We start from the raw sequence: 19,513 nt of genomic DNA, 5'->3' as shown, positions 1-19,513 counted from the left end.
CGGACATGACCAGCACGCCGAGGACGACCGGGCGCCACCGCGCACCGCGTCGTCACCGGTGGATCTGGCCGACCGTCACCGCCCTGGTCGTCGCGGTCGTCACCGCGATGCTCGGCACCGGAGGCACCTACGCACTCTGGAACGGCACGGCGAGCACCTCGGCGTCGACCGTCCGGTCCGCCACCGCGACCATCACCACCGGGCCGCTCTCGGCGATGAACACGGCCGTGCTCGGGCCGGGGACCGGCGTGACCGGGACCTTCACCGTGCAGAACACGGGATCGATCCCGCTCAGCATGCGCGTCGCCACCACCTCGACCAAGGTGTCGTACGCCACGAACTCCACGACCGCCACCGTGCTCGGCGAGCTGACGCTACGCCTGTCCGTCGTCGGTTCGACGGCCGACTGCCGCACGGGGTTGTCCGGCGCGAGCGGTCGGCTCGCCGCCTTCGACACCGGGAGCGGGTCCTTCACACTCGCCGCCGGAACCAGCGCCGTCGGCTGTGTCGAGATGGACCTCGACGCCGATGCGCCGCAGAGCGTGGCGGGCGCCGTGACCGACTTCTCCCTCACCGTCACCGGGACGCAGGTGAGCGCGTGAGCCGCCGCATCCGCGCCCTGCTCGCGGTCCTGCTCACCGCGGCGTTCCTCGCCGGTGGGTCCTCGGCCGCGTGGGCACTGTGGAGCGCCACCGGGACCACCGCCTCGAGCGTGACGATCGGCAAGACCGGGGCGTCCCTGAGCGGCACCAGCGACATGACGACCACGTTCTCGTCGAGCGTGACGTCGATGACGAAGCCGATCACCCTGACGAACTCCGGCTCGCTCGCCGGCACCGCGACGACCACCGTGTCCGTCGTGTCCGGCAGCTCGACCGCCCTCGCGCAAGCGGTGAGCGTCGTCGCGTGGCCCGTTGCCTCGACGTCGGCCTGCACGGCGTCCACCTCGGTCGGCACCGGGTCCGTCTCCGGCACCTGGGCGTCGCTGCCGAGCATGACGTCGAAGCTCGCCGCCGGCGCCAGCGCCGTGTGGTGCACGCGGAGCACGCCGAGCTCGTCCGCTCCCGCGTCCACCACCACGAACGTGAACGTCAACCTCACGGTCACGGCGGGCACGTGGACGTCGGGCGTCGTGCAGGGCGGCTTCTACCTGAACACCTCGGCCGCCACCCCGGCGTTCACCTGCACGGACCACAGCGGCACGTACGTCGAGGTCGCGTGGCCGACCTCGAACCGCCCGAAGGACACCTGGTACGGGGCGTTCGTCGGTCCCGACGCCTCGACCATGGTCGGCCAGAAGGAGCAGGACTACTACGGGCGATTCACCCTGGCGCCCGACCAGATCCCGGCCAACATCGCCACCAGCGGCCCGGTGACGGTCACGGTCAAGATCCTCGACAGCGCGGGCAACCCGACGAGCACCGTCGTGGCCAGCGGCACGATCACCCTCTTCACGCAGAACAACGGGAAGGCAGTCCGATGCGGCGCATGAGCACTGCCGGTGCGTCGGTCACCGGTTCTTCGGTCGCGGGCTGGAAGGCCGTGGTCCGCGCCGTGGGGCTCGGCCTGAGCACCGGGCTGCTCCTGCTCGTCGCGGGGCTGGCGGTCGTGCTGATCGTCGTGCCGAAGGCCACCGGGTCGACCCCGCTCACGGTGCTGACGCAGTCGATGGACCCGACGCTGCCCCCGGGCACCCTGCTCGTCGTCCGGCCGACCCCGGTGGACGACATCCGGATCGGCGACGTCGTGACGTACCAGATCACCTCCGGGCAGCCCGCGGTCATCAGCCACCGGGTGGTCTCCGTGGCGTCGTCGTCCGACGGGTCCCGGACCTTCACGCTCAAGGGCGACAACAACGCGCTCGCCGACCCGGCACCGGTCACCGCCGCACAGGTCCGTGGCGTGGTCTGGTACAGCCTGCCGGACATCGGGCTGGTCAACCAGCTCGTCAACGGGTCGCGCACGTGGCTCATCCCGGCGATCGCGGGGGTGCTGCTCGCCTACGGAGCCGTGATGGTGACGATCGGGATCGTGTCCGCGGCGCGGCGCCGGCGGAGCAGCACGGCTGGTGGGCGTCGGTCATCGGGGGCGCACCGGGCTACGCTCGGGTGACGTGACGGACGGCGTGGAACGGGCGAGGGCGCTGCTCGACGACGCCGCCCGGACGCTCCGGACCGCCGCGGTCCCGGACGAGGCACTCGGCGAGTACGTCGAGCCGAAGGCCGTGCTCGGCATCCGCCGCGAGCCCACCATGCGGTCGCTCGGTCGCGTCTGGCGGATCGGTGCACTGCTCGTGGGTTCGTCGCTCGAGACCGGCGGTCGTGTCTGGGCGACGGGCCTGATCACGCGGGTCACCGACCCCGGACGCTCACAGTTCGTCTCCGTCTCCGCCGAGGTACGACGGGCGTACCGGGCAGCGGCGCAGAAGGGGCACTTCGCGCCGGGCGACACCGTGAACCACGGGGCGACGCCGATCCCGCTCGACGAGTCGCTCGTCGGTTCGTCGGCGGTGCTCTTCGTCGACGACGGTATCCCGCTCGTGCGCTGGTCCCCCGCCGCGGGTTCTGCCGTGCCGCTCGAGGCGTACCTCGCCGATCGGGTGGGGTTGCTGGTCGATCCGCCGCGGGGTGCGACGGACTGAGCGGACCGTCCAAGGACGGTCAACCCGTCCAGACCTGATCGCGACCGACGGGCTCTCAGACGAGGACGATGACCTTGCCCGCGATCCGCCCCGCAGCGCCCTCGGCGTGCACGGCCCCGAGCTCCGTCAGCGGGACCCGCCGCGTCACCTCGACCGTGAGCTCACCGGCGTCGACGAGCGACACGAGCTCGGCCAGACGCTCCCGGTTCCGCAGGACGAACACCGTCTCGGCACGGACACCCCGGGACTCGTCGCCCGGCGTCGCGATGAACGCCGTGGTGCTCACCACCGTTCCCCCGTCACGGACCGCGGCCACGAACGCCTCGAACCGCTCGGGCTCGAGCGGCGCGAGGTTGAGCAGGACGTCGACCTGCCCCTCGACCGCCTGCAGGACGTCCGTCTCGGTGTGGTCGATCACCTGGTCGGCACCCGCTGCCCGGACCGCGTCGGCGCTGCGCGGGCTGGCCGTCGCGATGACGTGCACGCCGAGGCGCTTCGCGAGCTGGATCGCGTACTTGCCGACGACACCGCCCGCACCGACGATGAGCAGTCGCTGCCCGGCTTCGAGCCGACCGGAGTCGACGAGCGCCTGCCACGCGGTCAACGCCACGGACGGCAGGGCCGCGGCGTCGGCCAGCGGGATGCTCGTCGGCGCCGGGACGAGGGCGTCCGCCGGGGCGACGACGTACTCGGCCGCTCCCCCGTCGCGCTCCATGGGCAGGAACCCGATCACGGCATCGCCCACCGCGAGGTCGGTGACGCCGTCGCCGAGGATGTCGACCACGCCGGAGACGTCGTAGCCAGGGATGTGCGGGAGTTCGATCGGGATCGGGAGGAACCCGGCGCGCATGCCGTTGTCGGCCGCGCTGTAGGCGGACGCGGTGACCCGGACGAGCACCTCGCCGATACCGGGCGTGGGCTGCTCGACCTCGCCGTACTGGAGGACCTCGGGTCCGCCGACCTCGTGGAACTGCACTGCCTTCATGATGATCTCCTTCGTCGTTTGCTTCGAATTCGAAGCGAATACCAGGAACGTACCACTGCTTCGAACTCGAAGCAACAGGTAGGATCGGATCATGTCCGAGACCCCGACCTCCCTGACCCCGACGCAGCTGGGCGCGTACTTCGCCTTCACCGAGGTCGGTGCGCTCCTCCGCCCCGCCGTCGAGCAGCAGCTCAAGGACGTGGGTGGGCTCAGCTACGTGCAGTTCCAGCTCCTGGCCACGCTCGGGGACGCCCCCGACGGGCACATGCGGATGACGGACCTCGCCGACGGGGTCGTGTACAGCCGCAGCGGGTTGACCTACCAGGCGCAGCTGCTCGAGCAGCGCGGACTCGTGACCAGATCGCCGTCACCGGACGACGAACGCAGCACGATGGTCTCGATCACCGATGCCGGACGGGACGTCCTCGCCGCGGTGTTCCCCGGGCACATCAGCACGGTGCACGGGCTCCTGTTCGCGTCGATCACCGACGATGACGCCGCCGACCTCGCCCGCATCCTCGGCACGATCAGCGGGCACCTCCGCGCGAACCCGCCGCGGTCAGCGGCCCGACGCCGCGTGAAGTGACGGGACCTGCCGAGCCGACCACGGACCGAGATGCCGCGGACCGTACGACGCGACCGACGAGGCGGAGGCGACCCGTGCCTCCAGGCCGGCCCTTCTCCTTCGTCACCGGCCACCGATAGTGTCGAGACGTGAGCAACGAGGCATTCGACGACCGTTACGAACTGCGCGAGTTCGCGCCCGGCGCGGGCGAGCAGGGCGCACCCGACGCCGAGACCGAGGCATGGATGCAGGCCGTCGGACTCGGGTTCCACGAGACGCACCCCGGCGACGAGCACGCCGCGCGCATGGTCGAGCACTTCGTCGAGGACGGCAACACCTGGCTCGGCGCCTACGTGCGTCGTCCGGCGAGCGGCTCCGTCGACGAGACCTGGCCCGCCGGCACGTTCGCGTGGTTCCGGAAGTCGCTCAGCTGGGGCGACGGATCGTCGATCGACACGCAGGCGATCTCCGCGGTCACGGTCCGACCGACCGAACGACGCCGCGGGATCCTCCGCAGCATGATGACGCACGCGCTCCAGCGCGGTGCCGCCGACGGCTACGCCATCGCGTCGCTCACCGCGTCGGAGGGCACCATCTACCGCCGCTTCGGCTTCGGCAGCGCCATCCGCGAGCGCGCGGTCAGCGTCCGCCGCAACCGCGCGCTGCCGTTCCTCGCGCCGACGACCGGCGTCGTCAGCGTCGTCACGCCCCAGTGGCTCGCCGGTGGTCCCGGCCGCGCGGTGTTCGACCGCTTCAACGCGCGCACCCCGGGTTCGATGGTCCGGAACGCCGGCACGTGGCCGGTCGTGTTCGGGCTCCTCGACCAGGAGGGCCAGAAGGCGAAGGACGTCCGAGCCGCCGTGCACCGCCCGGACGACTCCGACGAGGTCGACGGCTACGTCACCTGGCGCGTCAAGGAGAGCCGCGACGGCGACACCGTGCTCGAGGTCGTCGACCTGGTCTACGCGACCGACGCCGCGTACCTGTCGCTGTGGGAGTTCCTGCTCTCGATCGACCTGAACGACGTCGTCAAGTACAACCGGTCGCGGCTGGACGACCCGATCGTGGCGGCCCTCGGGGACAACCGCGCGTACGACGTCGACCACGAGGAAGACCACGTCTGGCTGCGCGTCCTCGACGTGCCGGCGGTGCTCGCGTCGCGGCCGTACGCCGTCGACGGTTCGCTGACGCTCGCCGTCACGGACACGCTCGGGTTCACCACCGGTACGTACCGGCTGGACGTCCTGGAGGCACGGGGCACCGTCACGAAGACCGCCGACGTCGCCGACGTGGCCGGTTCTGACGTCCAGCTCGACGTCGCAGACCTCGGTGCGTTGCTGCTCGGCTCGGTGTCGCCGGTCACGCTGGCAGCCGCCGGCCTGCTGCGCGCCGCAGACCCGGCTGTGCCGGCGCTGCTCCGCGCGATGCTCACCCCGCCGCGGACGCCGCACGGGATCACGTACTTCTGATGGACGTCGGCCGGTCGGTGGGGCGAGCGAGGCAGGCGGTCGCCGTGCTGGCCAGTCCGACGCTGCGTGCTGCCGTGGTGGGTGACGGCGAGATCGACGATCGGACCCGATCGGCGATCGCCGCGTTCGACTGGCTCGGCGACGACGGCCCGGACACGCCACTGCTCGGGCGGACGGCGCAGGACCTGCAGCGGCTGCAGGCACCGGCCGCGTTGCTGGAGTTCGACCGCATCGCACGGATGCCCGCTCCGGACGACCAACGGCACCCCCTGTCACTGCGCATCGTGGGGCTGGTGTTCGCACGGCTCGGGGCGACTCGTTCGGTCCCCGAGCCGGTGCTCAACGCGGCGATCGCGATGTTCGCCGAGGACGTCGCGATCGTACGGCGGGACGCGGTGGACCTCGGGGTGCTCGAGCGGACGGACGACGGCGCGGCCTACCGGTACGTGGGGCAGGACGGGTCGGGCAGCTCGGCGTAGTCTCCGCGCCATGAGCGACGACGACGTGGTCGACTGGCTGCTCGACTCCGACCCGGCGATCCGGTGGCAGGTGGAGCGGGATCTCCTCGGCGGGCCCGCCTCGACGTGGCAGGCCACCCGAGCACGCGTCGCCACCGCGGGACTCGGCGCGGCACTGCTTTCCCACCAGGACCCGGACGGGCAGTGGGCGGGCGGTGCGTACTTCCCCGCGGACTTCGACTTCGACGGCCCCGAGGCGAAAGGGCCCGGGCAGCCGTACACGGCGACCACCTGGTCGCTCAACGCCCTGCGCGACTGGGGCCTCGACGCCGCCGTACTCGGGGACACCGCCGCGCGGCTCGACGCGAACAGCCGGTGGGAGTACGAGCAACTGCCGTACTGGGGCGGCGAGGTCGACTGCTGCATCAACGCCTTCACGCTCGCGAACGGCACGTGGCTCGGCGCGGACGTGGACGGCATCGCGGACTGGATGCTCGAGCACCAGCAGCCCGACGGCGGCTGGAACTGCGAGTGGGTCGAGGGCTCGACGGTGTCCTCGTTCCACTCGACCCTCAACGTGCTGGACGGGTTGCTGCAGCACGAGCAGCTCACGGGCGGCCGGCACCCACGTGCCGAGGAGCTCCGGGAGGCCCGGCACCGGGGCGCGGAGTACTTGCTGGAACGGCGGTTGCTGCACCGGAAGTCCGACGGCGAGGTCGTCGGCCCCTGGGTGCACCGCTTCGCGTACCCGTTCCGGTGGATCTACACCGCGTTGCGGGTGACAGACCACCTGCGCGCGGCATCGTTGCACGACGGCACCCCGCCGGACCCGCGCGCTGCCGAGGCGGTCGAGGTCGTCCGCGCCGCACGGAACCCGGACGGCACGTGGACGCAGGGCGAACGGCCGGCCGGGCGGCAGTGGTTCGAGGTGGACGTCCCCGCGGGTGAACCGTCGCGGTGGCTCACCCTCTCGGGCACGCGAGTCCTGCGGTGGTGGGACGACGCACGCTCCGCGTGACCCTCGCACCGAACGAACCACGGCCTCGCACCGTGCGAGGGCGACGGCGACGGCGACGGCGACGCGCCGTGCCCTACGCCCGCCGGCGCACCCGGGGATCGACGAACGCGTAGACCACGTCGACGATCACGTTCGCCGTCACGATGAGCAGCGCCGAGAACAGCGTGAAGCCGACGACCACCTGCAGGTCGAGCGTGTGCACCGCGTCGATCAGCAGCGCACCGAGGCCCTGCATCGAGAACACCTTCTCGGTGATGACCGCACCGCCGAGCAGCGACCCGAGGTCCAGCCCGAACAGCGTCACCACGGGCAGGATCGCCGTCCGGAGTCCGTGGCGCACCACGACCTGGCGTTCGCGCAGGCCCTTCGCGCGGGCGGTCCGGACGAAGTCCTGCGACATCGACTCGAGCATCTCGCCGCGGGTGAGCCGGGCGTAGATCGCCGCACTGATGAACGCGAGCACGCACCACGGCAGGATCAGGTGTGTCAACCACCCGACGGGATCGTCACCGAAGGCGACGTACCCGCTGGTGGGCAGGACGCCGAGCACGAACCCGAACAGCAGGATGCCGAGCAACCCGACGAGGTACGACGGCGCGGACACCCCGGCGACCGCGACGGTCATGACGGCACGGTCGACGAAGGTCCCCCGGCGCAGGGCCGAGAGTGCTCCACCGGCGACCCCGGCGACGAGCCACAGCACGGCAGCGCCGACCGCGATCGAGGCGGTGACGGGCAGGCGGGACAGGATCAGGTTCGTGACGCTGTCGTGCAGCTGGAACGAGTACCCGAAGCACGGTGCGGCGCAGTGGATGACGGACGCCCCGGAGCCGAACGTCCGACCGGTGAAGATCCCGGCGAGGTACGCCCCGAACTGCGCGAGCCACGGCTTGTCGGTGCCGAGGAACGCCTGGACCTCCCGCAGCCGGTCGGGCGTGCACGGCTTGTCGCAGATCGCCCGTGCGGGGTTCGTCGGCAGCAGCATGAACAGCGCGTAGGTGATCGCGGCGACGACGAGCAGCACGACCGCGGCACCGAGGACGCGGATGGCGATGAAGCGGAACGTGCTCATCGTGCACCTCCACGGGGGTCGAGGGCATCGCGGAGCGCATCGCCGAGCACGTTGAAGGCCAGGGTGATCAGGAACAGCGCGAGACCGGGGAACACGAGGTACATCGGGTCGGTCTGCACCCACCCGATCGCGTCGCCGATGCTCCGACCCCATGACGGTGTCGGCGGGGTCACGCCGACGGCGAGGAACGACAGGGCGGCCTCGGCACCGATCATCGAGGGGATCGAGATCGTCGCGTAGACGGTGATCGTCGCCGCGAGGTTCGGCAGCAGCTGGGTCCGGATGACGTGCCACCGGCCGGCGCCCATCGCGGTCGAGGCGACGACGTAGTTCCGGCTCACGAGCGACAGGGTCTGACCGCGGACGACACGGGCGACGGACGGCCAGCCGAAGAAGCCGATGACGAGGACGACGAGCACGGGCTTCGGGAAGGACGTCGGCACGATCGCGGTGAGGGCGATCATGAACACGAGCGACGGGAACCCGAAGATGACGTCGACGACCCGGGAGAGCACCCGGTCGTACCAGCCGCCGAAGAACCCGGTCGTCACACCGACGAGCACGCCGATGACGATCGACAGGACGGTCGCGGCGAGGCCGATGCCGAGCGAGGTCCGCGCGCCGTAGGTCACGATGGCGAACAGGTCGCGCCCGGTGAGCGGCTCGACGCCGAACCAGTGCTCGCCGCTGATCCCACCACCGACGCCCCTCGGCGCACCGAACGAGTTCAGCGCGTCGATGTGGTAGCCGTACGGGTCCTGGCCGGTGATCGCGGCGATGAGCGGCGCGGCGATCGCCACGACGACGAACACGACGATGACGACCGCGGACGCCACGGCCCAGCGGTCCTGCCGGACCCGGCGCACGACGGCGCGGAACCCGGTGCTCCGGTTCGCAGCGGCCGACACCGGACGGTCGACGACGTTGGCGGTCACGAGGCCACCCCTTCCCACGCGCGCCAGGCCTCGCGGCGGGCGGCCTGTCGCACGGGATCGGCGACGGGCGCTGCGGCGAGGAGCATGCGCGTGTAGTCCTGCTGCGGATCGTCGAGCACGGCGTCGGTCGTGCCGCGTTCGACCACTCGGCCGTCGTGGAGCACGACGACCTCGTCGGCGAGCTGCCGGACGACGGCGAGGTCGTGGCTGATCAGCAGCATGCCGAAGCCGAACTCCTGTTGCAGGTCGGCGAGCAGGTCGAGCACGGCGGCCTGGACGGTCACGTCGAGGGCGGAGGTCGGCTCGTCGGCGATCACGAGCGCGGGCCGGAGTGCGAGGGCCCGGGCGACGGCGACGCGTTGCCGCTGTCCGCCGGAGAGCTGGTGCGGGAACCGCTCGGCCCACGACGGGTCGAGCTGCACCGCGACGAGGAGCTCCCGCACCCGTTCCGCACGCTCGGCGGTGGAGGCGGTGCCGTGCACCAAGAGTGGCTCGGCGATGCTCCACCCGATGGTCTGCCGCGGGTTGAGCGAGGACGCCGGGTCCTGGAAGACGATGCCGACGTGGCTGCGGAGCTCCCGCAGCCGTCCGCCGCGGGCCGTGCGGAGGTCACTGCCGTCCACCTCGACCGAACCGGCCACGACCGGGACCAGGCCGGCGAGCGCCCGCCCGATGGTCGACTTGCCGGAGCCGGACTCCCCCACGAGGCCGAGGGTCTCGCCGGCGCAGAGCTCGAGGTCGATGCCGGACACGACAGGCTCGCCGCGGCGTGCGTAGCGCACGGCGACGTCGCGCAGCTGCGCGACGAGCGGCCTGGAGGCACGACTCGCCTCCGGTGCCCCACCTGCGGTCGTGACGTGATCGGTTTCCGCACCCCGCGCCTCCAGGCTGGGGACCGCGTCGAGGAGTGCTCGGGTGTACTCGGCGGTCGGGTGCGCGAAGACCTCCGCGACCGTCCCGTGTTCGACCGGGTCGCCCCGACGCATCACGAGGAGTTCGTCGGCGACGTCCGCCACCACGCCCATGTCGTGCGTGATGAGCAGCACCGCGAGGTCACGCTCGCGCCCGAGCCTGCGGAGGAGGTCGAGGATCCCCGCCTGCACCGTGACGTCGAGCGCCGTCGTCGGCTCGTCGGCGATCAGCGCCACCGGGTCCCCCGCGAGCGCCATCGCGATCATCGCTCGCTGCAGCTGCCCGCCGGACAGTTCGTGCGGGTACGCCTTCCGGATCCGCTGCGGGTCGGTGAGCCCGGCGGCACGCAGCAGCTCGTCGATCCGCGGGGACACCCCGGCACGGTCGAGGTCCGTCGGGTGCGCCGTGATCGCCTCGGCGATCTGCGTCCCGATCGAGAGCACGGGCGTGAAGGAGTTCATCGGCTCCTGGAACACGATGCCGATGCCGGCGCCACGGACCGCGCGCAGCTGGTCGTCCGTCGCGCCGACGAGCTCGGTGCCGCGGAACCGGATGCTGCCGCTGACCCGGGCTTCCGGCGGGAGCAGGCCGAGCACACTCATCGCGCTGACGGACTTGCCCGAGCCGGACTCGCCGACCAGGGCGAGCACCCGGCCGGGCGTCAGGGTGAAGGAGACGTCACGGACGACGGGCTCCGCGTCGCCGAACGCGACGCGGAGCCCCTCGACCTCGAGCAGCGGTGCACTCACTTCGCGAGCGAGACCTTGAGGTAGTTCGGGTACGCCGGGAAGTCCGCGATCTGGAAGTTCTGCACGTTCGAGCCGGCGAGGAACGACTGCTTCGCGTAGGTCAGCGGCACGATCGGGGCGTCGCCCATGATCTTCTTGTCCGCCTCGGCCCAGAGCTTCTGCGCGTCCTTCTGGTCGACGGTCGCGCTGGCCTCCTTGATGAGGGCGTCCACCTCGGGGTTGCTGTACTTCGAGACGTTGTAGCCGCCGCCACCGATCTGCGAGGAGTCGTAGAGCGGCTGGATGTTGGCGTTCGCGCTCGGGAAGTCCGGCTGCCAGCTGAAGAGCGCCAGGTCGAAGTCGGTTCCGTCGGTCGTCGCGGTGTAGAACGAGTCCGAGTCGAGCGGCTTCAGCGTGACGGTGATGCCGGCGCGCTTGAGGCCGGCCTGCAGGGCCTGCGACTGGGCGAGGCTCGACGGGTCGTTCGGCGTGGCGAGGGTCAGCTTGAGGTCGGAGACACCGGCCTCCTGCAGGAGCTCCTTCGCCTTGGCGACGTCACCGGACGCACCCGGCTTGTACAGGTCGTAGTCCTGGCGACCGGCGATGCCCGGCGTGATGAGGGTCGTGGCGTACGAGCCGGCGAGCGCACCACCGGCGGCGATCCGGTACGACTTCTTGTCGACGGCGTACTGCAGGGCCTGGCGGACCTTGAGCTCCTTGAGCGAGCCCTTCTGCGTGTTGATCGCCATGTAGGTGATCGGGCCGGCCTTCGAGGTGGCGAGGCGGTCCTGCGCGGACGGGTTCGAGCGGACCTGGTTCAGCTCGGCCGCACCGAGGTACGTGGCGCCGAAGGAGTCCTTCGCGTCGCCGTTGTCGGCGATGAGCGTCTGGGTGACCGTCGACGGGTCCCGGCTCTCCTTGAACACGACCTTCGAGGGACCGGCGGTGCGGACGTCGTCGGTCGACGCGCTCCACTCCTTGTTCCGGACGAGCGTGATCTGCGAGCCCTGCGTGTTCGACTGCACCTGGTACGGGCCGGACGCGACGGGCTTGGCGTCGTAGGCACCGGTGTCGGTGCCGTCGCCCTCGGGGACCGGGGCGAACGCGGGCATCGACACGAGCCACGGCCAGTCGCCGTAGGCCGCGTTGAGCTTGAAGACGATGGTGGAGTCGTCCGGCGTCTCGATGCTGTCGAGCGTCTTGCCGTCGAACGGGCCCTTGTAGGTGTCACCGCCGACGAGGAGCGACTTGTGGTAGCTCAGGCCACCGGTGAGGGTCGGCGCGAACGAGCGCTCGATGCCCCACTTGATGTCCTTCGTGGTGATCGCCGTGCCGTCCTGGAACTTCAGCCCCTTCTTGAGGTGGTAGGTCCAGGTCTTGCCGCCGTCGCTCGAGTCGCCGGTGTTCGTCGCGAGGTCCGGGACGACCTTGGCCGTCTTGCCGGGCTCGACGTCCCACGCGGTCAGGCGACGCAGCACGAGGCCGAGCGTGGTGATGTTGAGGTTCTGGCTGGTGGCCGGGTCGAGGTGCACCGAGGTCGCCGTCGTCAGGATGTTGAGCGTGCCGCCCTTGGCCGTGCCGCTCGATGCGTCGTCGGAGGCCCCTCCGCCCGAGCAGCCGGTCAGGACCAGGGCTGCTGCTGCGGCGACCGCCGCGGTGATGGTCAGGCGCTTGGGGCGTCTCATGACGATGCTGCTCCTCGTGGGAAGTGGTGGGGTGGCGACCGTGGGGGCGATCGCTGACGTGGTCCGGGTCGGGTCACCGGGCGGCGTCCATCCTGACACCGCGGCGGTCGGCCGTCCGAATCCTGCGTGCGACGGACGTCGCATGACGTAACGGTCCAAGTCACCCGTGACGTCCCACTATTCCCGACGCGCCCGGAACGGAACCCGTTGCCTCCGCGCGGAGCGTCGCTCTGACCGAGATGGTCTCGAACTGCGCCTCGTGCGGGGCGTCGACCGCGACCCGGACCGCGGACGCGATCGTCTCCGGCCGCACGTACGACTCGTCCGGCCCCTCGCGTCCGGACGCCTGCCGGATGGTCCGTGCCATGTCGGTGTCCACGAACCCCGGGTGCAGGGAGACGACACGGACCCCACGTTCCCGTTCCTCCTCGCGCAGGCAGTCGGCCATGGTCCGCAGGGCGAACTTGGTGCCCGAGTAGACCGCGCCGTCCGGGTACGAGAACATCCCCGACCCCGAGTTCAGGAAGACGATCGTGCCGCGGGCGACGCGGAGTGCGGGGAGCAGCCTCGCCGTCAGGTCGGCCACGCCGAAGACGTTGACCTCGAACGATCTGCGCCAGTCGTCGCGGGTGAACGTGTCGAACGCGCGCTCGTCCGCGATGCCCGCCGAGTGCACGACGACGTCGAGCCGGTCGACCCCGAGGTCTCGGACCGCCGCCGCCACCGAGTCGGCGTCCCCCACGTCGCAGACGAACGGAACGACCTCGGGCCACTCGTCGAGGAGCACGGTCAGCGCGACCGCAGACCGGGCCCCGGCGATCACGGTGTGCGTGCGGGCGAGGTCCCGGGCGATCGCGAGGCCGATGCCCCGCGACGCACCGGTGACGAGCGCGACCGGGCGCCCGCTCATGCGCCGACCGGTGCGACGGATCCGGCGTGCACCGTCCCCGCGTCGGCGCCCGCTCCGTTCGCGAACCGGTCCGGGTCGAGGAAGTCGATCGTCGTGTACGGCATCTCCCCCACGGCGATCTGGGCGAGGAGCTCGCCCACGCCGGCGGCGTGCTTGAACCCGTGACCGTGGTCACCGCCCGCGATCACGAGGCGCGGGTCCCCGTCCGGACGGCCGACCAGGAACTGTCCGTCCGGAGAGTTCGTGACCATGCACGGGATGGCCTTGACCGGGACCGGGTCGATCTCGGGGAACGCGTCCGCCACCCACGAGGAGAGCTGTTCGACGTCGTCGCGCGGGTGGATGTACCGGTCGACGGTGTCCGCGTCGGTGTCCGCGAAGTTCGCTCCGGAGTCCTCCATGCCGATCTTGACCAGGTAGTCCTCGTCGGAGCCGTGCCCCCAGAGGTGCCGACCGTCGGGGAGCTCGTGGATGAAGGCGGGGAAGGCGTCGAGGGCGAACGAGGCGGTCGCGTCGTCCTTCGGCTTGAACCAGTACAGCGGCGTGCGACGCGGGCGGAGGGGCAGCCCCGGGACGAGCTTGCCGTTCCAGGCGCCGGCGGCGACCACGGCCTGCGCCGCCTCGATCACGAGCGTCGGGGTCGTCACGCGCACCCCGCCGTCCACCAGCTCGACCGCGGTGACCCGGGTGTCCGTGAAGACTCGTGCCCCGAGGGCGATGGCTGCCTCCCCCTGGGCCCGGACGTTCTTCTCCGGGTAGCAGATACCGGCACCCGGGTCGAGCACGCCGACGGTGTCCTCGGCGGTGCCGCCGTACTGGGGGAAGTCGCGGAGCAGTTCGTCGTGACCGAGGTGTGTGACGTCGAGTCCGGCGCGGGCAGCGGCCGCGGTGACACCCGACACCGGGCGGGACGAGGGCGAACCGGTGGACAAGCAGCCGGTCTGCCGGACGTAGGTCTCGCCGTTCGCTTCGCCGAGGGCGGTCCAGAGTTCGAGGGACTTCTGCGCGATGGGGGTGAGGCCGGGGTGCTCCTGGCAGGCGATGCGGAACAGCCGGGTGGCGCCGTGCGACGAACCCATGTGGTGTCCGAGCCCGTACCGGTCGACGCCGACGACGTCCACCCCTCGGGCGGCGAGACGCCAGAGCGCTGCGGATCCGAACGCGCCGAGTCCGACGACGACGACGTCGGTGGTGATGGTCTCCATGAGGTTCCTTCCGATGGGTGCTGGGTCAGTGGGTCACGCGGCGGCCGAAGCGCAGTCGGTCGGCCGCGGTGACGTTGGCGGAGAAGCGGGCGGGGTCGAGGAAGTCGACGGGCAGGTCGGTGGCACCGGTCGTCGCCAGGTCCGCGGCGACGGTGCCCATGGCGGGGGCGAGCTTGAACCCGTGTCCGGAGAAGCCGCCGAGCACCGTGACCCGGTCGTCCCATCCGAGCGGCCCGACGAACGCGTCGTGGTCGGCGGTGTAGCCGTCCATGTACACGCCGGCGCGGACGACCTCCGGCACGACGCCGGGCACGAGCCCACGGACGGCGTCCCGCACCTCGTCGAAGAGCGCGTCCGGGACGGACCGGTCGAGGTCGTCGGGATCGGCGACGCGGTCCCATCCGTTGTTCAGGCCGATCTTCACCGTGGCACCGTCGACGGACGGCCAGCCGGAGATGTCGAACCCGTCGGACTGGCGGACGAAGATCGGGAAGACGTCCTCGGTGAACCGCTCCGGGGTCGTGGTCGGGAACCACGTCATGACGATGCGGATGACCTCGTGCAGCGGTGTGATGCCGGGGAGCAGCTGCGAGGTCCAGACCCCCGCCGAGACGACGAGCTTCGGGAACCGGAACACCCGTTCGTCGGTGTGCACCTCCACCGCTGCGTCGGTCATCCGGATCTCGGTCACGCGGGCCCGGCGGTGGACGATACCGCCGAGCCGTTCGGCCTCGGCTGCGGCGAGCGTGACGGCGACCTCGGGCCGCAGCCAGCCGGACTCGTGGTCGAGGTAGGCGACGTCGCCGGCACGGACCGTGTGCTGCGGGTACCGGGCACGGAGCGCGTCCGTGTCGAGGAACTCGTGGTCGACGGCGTGCTCGTCGATCGACCGCGCCACCGACCGCAGGAACGCGGAGCCGTCCGTCCCGATCATCAGGCCGCCGCTCATGTGGAGCAGTCGCACCCCGGTGTCCGCACCGAGCTGCTCCCACTCGGCGCGGGACCGTCGGAGCAGGGGCACGTAGTGACTGCCCTCGAGGTACGCGGTCCGGAAGAGCCGCGACTCACCGCCGGCGCCAGCCCGGTCGTGTCCCGGTGCGAACTGCTCGAACCCGATGGTCGGGATCCCGCGGCGGGCGAGCTGCCACATGGTCTGGGCCCCCATCGTCCCCACGCCGACCACGCCGACCTCGGCGTCGAAGCGGGTCATCGGAGCGTCGGGTTCCGTGCGAAGCGGTCCGCGCGGAACCGCCCGACCGGCAGCGCGGTGGACCCGGTGAGCGCGAGGTCGGCGGCGGCGCGTCCGATGACGGGCGCCATCTTGAAGCCGTGGCCGGAGAACCCGGCGAGCACGACGACGCGACCGTCGGCCGCGGTGTCCACGATGAAGTCGTGGTCGGCGGTCCACGCGTCGACCTGGACGGCGTGCCGGACCGCAGCCGGGACGGCGTCCGGCACGTAGCGGCGGACGTACTCGTCGACGACGGGGACGAGCTCGTCCGGCATGCGTTGGTCGAGCTCGTCGGCGTTCGCCAGGTGGTCGAGGCCGGCGGCCAGGCCGACCTTGACGGTCGCCCCGTCAGTCGTCGGCCAGACGCAGAAGTCGACGCCGGCGTCCCGGCAGACGAACGGGAAGCGGTTGGGCGTGAACCGTGCCGGGTGACGGACCGGGTACCAGTGCACGGCGATCGACTGGACGTCGAGCCGTGGCAGGTCGACCCCCGCGACGCGGTTCGACCAGGCTCCGGCGGCGATCACCACGCGGTCGAACGGGAGGCGCGCCCCGCCCTCCGTGACGACGGTCACCTCGGTGGGGGTCGGCTCCACCGCCACCACCGCGTCACCGATGCGCAGCACGGCACCGCGGTCGGTGGCCACACGGGCGGCGGCCGACACGGAGACCTCCGCACGGAGCACCCCCGACCGTTCGTCGAGGACGGCTGTCTCGTCCTCGTCGATGACGGTCTCGGGGAACCGGGCGCGGGCGTCCGCTGCGGTGAGCACCTCGTGGGGCAGGTCGTTCTCGGTGACCGAGGCGACGACGCCGCGCATGAAGGCCGAGCCGGGGCGGCCGATCATCAGCCCCCGGGTGAGCGTGAGCAGGTCGAGGCCGCTCTCCGCCTCGAGTGCCCGCCACTCCGGGAGCGACTCGGCGAGGAGGGGGACGTACTCGGGGCCTTCGGCGTAGGCACTGCGGAACAGCCGCGTCTCACCGCCCGCCGCGCCGAACGCGTGACCCGGCGCCCACCGGTCGAAGCCGACCGCCTCGACCCCGCGCCGTGCGAGCTGCCACAGCGTCATCGCGCCCATGGTGCCCGTCCCGACGACGGCGACGCGGGGCCGGGACGACATCAGAGGACCTTCGACAGGAAGCCGGCGAGCCGTTCGGACTCGGGGCGTTCGAACATCGTCGCAGCCTCGCCCTGCTCGACGATCCGGCCCTGGTCCATGAACACGACGTGGTCGGCGGCGCGGCGGGCGAACCCCATCTCGTGCGTGACGACGAGCATGGTCATGCCGGCTGTCGCGAGGCCGGTCATCAGGTCGAGGACCTCCTTCACGAGCTCGGGGTCGAGTGCACTGGTCGCCTCGTCGAAGAGCATCACCTCCGGACGCATCGCCAGTGCCCGGGCGATCGCGACGCGCTGCTGCTGCCCGCCGGACAGGCTCGACGGCCGGAAGTCGCGCTTGTGGGCGAGCCCGACGTCCGCGAGCGATCGAACCGCGCGGTCCCGGGCCTCGTCGACCGCGAGCCCGCGCACCTTCCGCAACGGCAGGACGATGTTGTCGAGGACGGTCTTGTGCGGGAACAGGTTGAAGTGCTGGAACACCATGCCGACACGACTGCGGAGCCGGTCCGGGTCGCCCGCCGTCATGTCCTCGCCGTCGAGCAGGATCGTGCCGGAGGTGGGCTCCTCGAGTCGGTTGACACAGCGCAGCAGGGTGGACTTGCCGGAGCCCGACGGTCCGATGACGCAGACGGTGTGACCCGGCCGGACCGCCAGGTCGACGCCGTGCAGCACCTCGTTGGCGCCGAAGCGCTTGGTGATCCCGCGGAGTTCGAGTCCGGCTCCCCGGATGTCCCCGACGAGGTCGGTGACCCCGGTGTCGAGACCGGGAGTGGTCGCGCTGTTCGTGGGCGTGGTCATGGTCATCCGTCCTGTCCGATCGTGACGGCTCCTGCGGGAGCGGTGGCTGGGTTCGCCGAGGAACGCGGGCCGCCCTCGTCGCTCGCGTCGACGGCGGCACGGCCGGTCCGGAGACGGCGGTCGATGACGTTGACGAGGTGCGTGAGCGGCACCGTGATGAGCAGGTAGAAGATGCCCGCGGTGACGAGCGGCGAGAGGTTCGCGTAGGTGACCGCCGCGTCCTGTCCGACCCGGAACAGCTCGCGCTGCGAGGTGACCAGTCCGAGGAAGTACACCAGCGACGAGTCCTTGACGATCGCGATGAACTGGTTCACGAGGGCCGGCAGCACCCGCCGGATCCCCTGCGGGATGACGATGAGCCGCATGGCCGGTCCGTAGCCCATGCCGAGCGCCCTCGCCGCCTCGAGCTGCCCCTTGTCGATGCTCTGGATGCCCGACCGGAAGATCTCGCCGATGTACGCGCCGGCGATCAGACCGAGGGCGAGGATGCCGAGCGGGTAGGGGTTGCCCTTGGTGATCGGGTTGAACAGCGGGGCGAGCCCCTGCCCCAGGACCAGGATCGTGAGGATCGCCGGCAACCCGCGGAACACGTCCGTGTAGATCCCCGCGAGCACTCGGAGTGCGCGGCTCCTCGACACCGCGAGTGCTGCGAGCACCAGGCCGATGACGATGCCGACCACGGTCGCGGCCGCGGCGAGCAGCAGGGTGTTCCAGAGCCCGTACCCGAGGATGTCGGGGAGGACGACGAGCATGTCCGGGACGTTGAAGAACGACTGCAGGAGCGTCTGGAGCTGGTCCACGATGGCGTCCTACTTCTCGGTCGGCTGGAACTGGTCCGGCACCGGCGCGTCCGGGTAGTACTGCTTCTCGATCTCCAGCCACTCGCCCGAGGCGATGATGTCCTTGATCGCGGCGTTGATGCCCTTCTTGAGCGCGGGCTTGTCCTTGTGCATGCTCATCGCGACCGGGTACTCGGGCAGCTCGATGTTGATCGGCATCTGGATCGACGAGTCCTTGTCGACGAAGTCCTGCCCGATCGGGTAGTCGAGGAAGACCGCGTCGATGCTGCCGGCCTGCATCGCGGCCTTCGCCGCGTTGTTGTCCGGGTACCGGACGATCTGGACGCCGGGGAAGTGGTCCTGCGCGTACTGGTCCTCCAGGGTGCCCTGCATGAGGCCGAGGCGCTTGCCCTTCAGGGTCGAGGCCTTCTCCGTGATGCTCGACCCGGACGGGGTGATGATCGAGATGTAGCCGATGAAGTAGGTGTTCGAGAAGTCCACGGACTTCTTGCGCTCGGGCGTGACCGACGTACTGGCCGCGGCGACGTCGAGCGATCCGGCGGCGACGGCGGGCAGGAGCGTCGAGAACTCCTGCTGGACGAAGACCGGCTTGAGGTCCAGGCGCTTCGCGATCGCGGTGGCCATGTCGACCTCGAAGCCGGTGAGCTTGCCGTTCTCGTTGTACGCGTACGGCTTGGCGTCGCTCAGGGTCCCGATCTTGAGGGTCCCGGGCGTGAGCGTCCCGTAGTCCTCGGACGAGCCGGACGTCGAGGCGGTGGAGGTCGTCGAGCAGGCGGTGAGCCCGATGGCGAGGGCCGCGATGACCGCGACCGCCGCGGCCTTGGTGTGGGTGCGTCGCATGGTGACTCCTGTGCTGGGGAGGTGAGGTGGTGCGGGCAAAATCACCGTAGGCGATACAAGCGCATGAAAAACGTCCGGAAATAATTTAGTAACACGACCTTTACCGACCGGAATCGCAGATCGAGCGAAGTATCGTGCGAC

The 19,513-nt window shown here is 71.0% G+C and carries 20 protein-coding genes; 8 read left to right on the top strand and 12 right to left on the bottom strand.

The annotated features are described in order from the left end of the window. The first annotated feature begins 5 nt into the window (after positions 1 to 5). From ABIC61_RS00775 to ABIC61_RS00760, 4 genes are read left to right on the top strand one after another with little or no spacing between them, the layout of a single operon-like run. Positions 6 to 602 (top strand): TasA family protein, encoded by a 597-nt coding sequence (locus ABIC61_RS00775; RefSeq protein WP_354028440.1) that lies wholly within the window; start codon positions 6 to 8, stop codon positions 600 to 602. Beyond that, positions 599 to 1,492, top strand: a complete 894-nt coding sequence (locus ABIC61_RS00770; RefSeq protein ID WP_354028439.1) for a hypothetical protein — start codon at positions 599 to 601, stop codon at positions 1,490 to 1,492. Before ABIC61_RS00775 ends, ABIC61_RS00770 begins: the two co-directional genes overlap by 4 nt. Next, on the top strand, positions 1,489 to 2,112 hold the full coding sequence (locus ABIC61_RS00765; protein WP_354028438.1) for a signal peptidase I: 624 nt from the start codon (positions 1,489 to 1,491) through the stop codon (positions 2,110 to 2,112). Before ABIC61_RS00770 ends, ABIC61_RS00765 begins: the two co-directional genes overlap by 4 nt. A gap of 1 nt (position 2,113) precedes the next feature. After that, positions 2,114 to 2,641, top strand: coding sequence for a hypothetical protein (locus tag ABIC61_RS00760; RefSeq protein WP_354028437.1), 528 nt, complete (start codon positions 2,114 to 2,116; stop codon positions 2,639 to 2,641). A gap of 55 nt (positions 2,642 to 2,696) precedes the next feature. Here the strand turns inward: ABIC61_RS00760 and ABIC61_RS00755 are convergent, their stop codons facing one another. Further along, positions 2,697 to 3,626, bottom strand: a complete 930-nt coding sequence (locus tag ABIC61_RS00755) for an NADP-dependent oxidoreductase (protein ID WP_354028436.1) — start codon at positions 3,624 to 3,626, stop codon at positions 2,697 to 2,699. 91 nt (positions 3,627 to 3,717) lie between these two features. Between ABIC61_RS00755 and ABIC61_RS00750 the strand changes: the two genes are divergently transcribed. The 4 genes from ABIC61_RS00750 to ABIC61_RS00735 all read left to right on the top strand — a co-directional run bounded on the left by ABIC61_RS00750 (position 3,718) and on the right by ABIC61_RS00735 (position 7,136). After that, positions 3,718 to 4,212 (top strand): MarR family winged helix-turn-helix transcriptional regulator, encoded by a 495-nt coding sequence (locus ABIC61_RS00750; RefSeq protein ID WP_354028435.1) that lies wholly within the window; start codon positions 3,718 to 3,720, stop codon positions 4,210 to 4,212. A 128-nt stretch (positions 4,213 to 4,340) separates the two neighbouring features. Beyond that, entirely contained in the window at positions 4,341 to 5,660 is a 1,320-nt protein-coding gene (locus ABIC61_RS00745; protein WP_354028434.1) for a GNAT family N-acetyltransferase, read from the top strand. A gap of 44 nt (positions 5,661 to 5,704) precedes the next feature. After that, entirely contained in the window at positions 5,705 to 6,139 is a 435-nt protein-coding gene (locus tag ABIC61_RS00740; RefSeq protein ID WP_354028433.1) for a DUF2087 domain-containing protein, read from the top strand. 10 nt (positions 6,140 to 6,149) lie between these two features. Next, positions 6,150 to 7,136 (top strand): squalene cyclase, encoded by a 987-nt coding sequence (locus ABIC61_RS00735; protein WP_354028432.1) that lies wholly within the window; start codon positions 6,150 to 6,152, stop codon positions 7,134 to 7,136. A gap of 73 nt (positions 7,137 to 7,209) precedes the next feature. On the opposite strand, the gene ABIC61_RS00730 is transcribed toward ABIC61_RS00735, so the two are convergent. From ABIC61_RS00730 to ABIC61_RS00680, 11 genes are all read right to left on the bottom strand, one after another. Next, positions 7,210 to 8,208, bottom strand: a complete 999-nt coding sequence (locus ABIC61_RS00730; RefSeq protein ID WP_354028431.1) for an ABC transporter permease — start codon at positions 8,206 to 8,208, stop codon at positions 7,210 to 7,212. Beyond that, the gene (locus ABIC61_RS00725; protein WP_354028430.1) at positions 8,205 to 9,143 is read right to left on the bottom strand and encodes an ABC transporter permease; all 939 of its coding nucleotides are present in this window, start codon (positions 9,141 to 9,143) and stop codon (positions 8,205 to 8,207) included. The genes ABIC61_RS00730 and ABIC61_RS00725 overlap by 4 nt, the downstream gene beginning before the upstream one ends. Further along, positions 9,140 to 10,804 carry a dipeptide ABC transporter ATP-binding protein gene (locus tag ABIC61_RS00720; protein WP_354028429.1) on the bottom strand — a complete coding sequence of 555 codons (1,665 nt, stop codon included), beginning with the start codon at positions 10,802 to 10,804 and terminating at the stop codon, positions 9,140 to 9,142. Before ABIC61_RS00720 ends, ABIC61_RS00725 begins: the two co-directional genes overlap by 4 nt. After that, positions 10,801 to 12,468 (bottom strand): ABC transporter substrate-binding protein, encoded by a 1,668-nt coding sequence (locus ABIC61_RS00715; RefSeq protein ID WP_354028428.1) that lies wholly within the window; start codon positions 12,466 to 12,468, stop codon positions 10,801 to 10,803. The genes ABIC61_RS00720 and ABIC61_RS00715 overlap by 4 nt, the downstream gene beginning before the upstream one ends. A gap of 160 nt (positions 12,469 to 12,628) precedes the next feature. Next, the gene (locus tag ABIC61_RS00710) at positions 12,629 to 13,378 is read right to left on the bottom strand and encodes an SDR family oxidoreductase (protein ID WP_354028427.1); all 750 of its coding nucleotides are present in this window, start codon (positions 13,376 to 13,378) and stop codon (positions 12,629 to 12,631) included. Then, the gene (gene solA, locus ABIC61_RS00705; protein ID WP_354028426.1) at positions 13,375 to 14,583 is read right to left on the bottom strand and encodes an N-methyl-L-tryptophan oxidase; all 1,209 of its coding nucleotides are present in this window, start codon (positions 14,581 to 14,583) and stop codon (positions 13,375 to 13,377) included. Before solA (ABIC61_RS00705) ends, ABIC61_RS00710 begins: the two co-directional genes overlap by 4 nt. Positions 14,584 to 14,608: 25 nt before the next feature. Further along, complete coding sequence (gene solA, locus ABIC61_RS00700) at positions 14,609 to 15,793, bottom strand: N-methyl-L-tryptophan oxidase (RefSeq protein ID WP_354028425.1); 1,185 nt, start codon at positions 15,791 to 15,793, stop codon at positions 14,609 to 14,611. Then, on the bottom strand, positions 15,790 to 16,935 hold the full coding sequence (gene solA, locus ABIC61_RS00695; protein ID WP_354028424.1) for an N-methyl-L-tryptophan oxidase: 1,146 nt from the start codon (positions 16,933 to 16,935) through the stop codon (positions 15,790 to 15,792). Before solA (ABIC61_RS00695) ends, solA (ABIC61_RS00700) begins: the two co-directional genes overlap by 4 nt. Then, positions 16,935 to 17,732 (bottom strand): amino acid ABC transporter ATP-binding protein, encoded by a 798-nt coding sequence (locus ABIC61_RS00690; RefSeq protein ID WP_354028423.1) that lies wholly within the window; start codon positions 17,730 to 17,732, stop codon positions 16,935 to 16,937. Before ABIC61_RS00690 ends, solA (ABIC61_RS00695) begins: the two co-directional genes overlap by 1 nt. 2 nt (positions 17,733 to 17,734) lie before the next feature. Next, the gene (locus ABIC61_RS00685; RefSeq protein ID WP_354028422.1) at positions 17,735 to 18,532 is read right to left on the bottom strand and encodes an amino acid ABC transporter permease; all 798 of its coding nucleotides are present in this window, start codon (positions 18,530 to 18,532) and stop codon (positions 17,735 to 17,737) included. Positions 18,533 to 18,541: 9 nt separating this feature from the next. Beyond that, positions 18,542 to 19,372 (bottom strand): ABC transporter substrate-binding protein, encoded by an 831-nt coding sequence (locus ABIC61_RS00680; protein WP_354028421.1) that lies wholly within the window; start codon positions 19,370 to 19,372, stop codon positions 18,542 to 18,544. Positions 19,373 to 19,513: the final 141 nt, after the last annotated feature.

Source organism: Curtobacterium sp. 1544 (genome assembly GCF_040544915.1).
Lineage (GTDB): Bacteria > Actinomycetota > Actinomycetes > Actinomycetales > Microbacteriaceae > Curtobacterium > Curtobacterium pusillum_C.
The sequence above is the reverse complement of the archived record's forward strand: the minus strand, read 5'-3'. Positions and strand labels throughout refer to the sequence as shown.